Here is a 2221-nt window from a genome sequence, read left to right as displayed (position 1 = left end):
CTGCGGCTCAACCTCACCCGGTAGCCCGCGTGCAGCAGCGCCCGAGCCAGCGGCAGGGGGAGCGTCGGCATCCCGCTCACCCCCGCTTCGGCTTCGGCGGGGCGAGGAACCGGGAGAACCACGCGCCGAACCGCTGGTAGGCGACCGGCGACAGGCGGCCGAACAGGTCCAGGACCCTGGCGTCCGGCCCGACCAGCACCCGCGGCCTGCCGCGCCGCACCCCGCCGAGGATCACCCCGGCGGCCCGCTCCGGGCTGGTCAGCGCGAACCGCCGGTCGAAGTTGGCGGCCAGCGCCCCGGCGTCCAGCCCCTCGGCGGCCCTGGCGCTGCGCGCCACCGCGGTCCGCACCCCACCGGGGTGCACGCAGGTCACCCGCACCGGGTGGCGCGCCACCAGCATCTCCTGGCGCAGCGCCTCGGTGAACCCGCGCACCGCGACCTTCGAGGCGTTGTAGGCGCTCTGCGCGGGCATGGCGATCAACCCGAACAGGCTGGACACCGTGACCAGCCGCCCGTCGCCGGAGGCGATCACGTGCGGCAGGAACGCCTTCGCGGTGTTCACCACCCCCCAGAAGTTCACGTCCAGCACGCGCTCGACGTCCTCGAAGCTCTCCGCGGCCACCTCGCCGTAGTAGGCGACGCCCGCGTTGGCGTAGACCTGGTCCACCGCGCCGAACCGGGTGACCACCTCGCCCGCCCAGGCCAGCACGTCCTCCCGCTTGGTCACGTCCAGCCGCCGGGTCGACACCTCGGCGCCGCGCGCCCGGCAGCGCTCCGCCGTCGCCTCCAGCCCGGCCCCGTCCACGTCGGACAGGGCCAGCCGGGCGCCCCGGCCCGCCAGCTCCACCGCCAGCGCCCGGCCGATGCCCGACCCCGCCCCGGTGATGGCCGCGACCCTGCCCGCGAACCCGTCCCCCGTCCCGCCGCTCACGCGGCCCCCTCCCCGCGCAGGTGGTACGCCTCGGCGTCGAACTTCCTGGTGACCCGCCGGAACCCGAAGGTGAAACCGGGCCACAGCGTGGTGTTCTCCCCGTGCTTGTCCAGGTACCAGCTGGAGCAGCCCCCGGAGTTCCACACCGACCCCGCCAGCCTGCGCCGCAGCAGCCGGGAGAACGCGGACTGCGCCTCCACCCGCACCTCCACCGACCGCAGCCGCCGTCGCCGCATCGTCGCGAGCGCGTCGACCAGGTAGTTCACCTGCGACTCGATCATGAAGATCATCGAGTTGTGGCCCAGCCCGGTGTTCGGGCCCACCAGCAGGAACAGGTTGGGGAAGCCCGCGACGGCCGTGCCCTTGTAGCACTGGCGGCCCACCTCGTCGAACACCTGCCCCAGGCTCGCGCCGCCCGCGCCGAAGACCCGGCGGTAGACGGGGGAGTCGGTGACCTGGAACCCGGTCGCCAGCACGATGGCGTCGGTCTCCCGCTCGACCCCGTCGGCGGTGACCACCGACCCCGGCCGCACCTCGTTGATCGCCTCGGTCACCAGCTCCACGTCGTCCCGGTTGAACGCCGGGTGGTAGTCGTTGGACAGCAGCACGCGCTTGCACCCCAGGGCGTAGTCCGGGGTCAGCCGCGCCCGCACCGCCGGGTCGCGCACCTGCGCGCGCAGCCGCGCCACCGCCAGCAGCTCCACCGCCTTGAGCAGCGGCGGGAACTTGGCCAGGCCGACGACCTGCGCCTCGTGCGCCCAGTAGATCGCCAGCCGCGCCAGCCGCTGGAGCGCGGGGACGCGCCGGTAGGCGGCGCGCTCCAGCGCCGAGTAGCGGCGCTCCAGCCGGGGCAGCACCCACGGCGCGGTGCGCTGGTGCACCCGCAGCCGCCCGACCCGCCCGGCCAGCGCCGGGACGATCTGCACCGCCGAGGCCCCGGTGCCGATCACGGCGACCCGCTTGCCCGCGAGGTCGGTCCCGTGGTCCCAGCGGGCGGAGTGGAACACCGGCCCCGCGAAGGAGGCGATGCCGGGCACGTCGGGCAGCGCGGGCTCGCACAGCGCGCCCCACGCGCCCACCAGCACCTCGGCGCTGTACCGGCCGTTCGTGGTGGTCAGCTCCCACCGCGCCGCCTCGCCGCTCCAGCGCGCCTCCAGCAGCTCGCAGCCGAAGACGTGCCGGTCGGCCACCCGGTGCCGCCGCGCGACGCCGACGATGTAGTCCTGGATCTCGGCCTGCCCGGAGAAGGACCGGGTCCAGTCCGGGTTCGGCGCGAAGGAGTAGGAGTAC

General features: G+C 75.0%; 2 protein-coding genes. Both read right to left on the bottom strand.

The genetic code is table 11. The features are described from left to right. Positions 1 to 76 precede the first annotated feature (76 nt). Positions 77 to 931: an SDR family NAD(P)-dependent oxidoreductase gene (locus ACTUAL_RS14340; RefSeq protein WP_440900588.1), complete on the bottom strand. Its 855-nt coding sequence runs from the start codon at positions 929 to 931 to the stop codon at positions 77 to 79. Further along, on the bottom strand, positions 928 to 2221 hold a 1294-nt coding region (locus tag ACTUAL_RS14335; protein WP_440900587.1), incomplete at its 5' end, for a flavin-containing monooxygenase. The genes ACTUAL_RS14335 and ACTUAL_RS14340, both read right to left, overlap by 4 nt.

This window comes from Actinosynnema sp., from assembly GCF_052038725.1.
The sequence above is the reverse complement of the archived record's forward strand: the minus strand, read 5'-3'. Positions and strand labels throughout refer to the sequence as shown.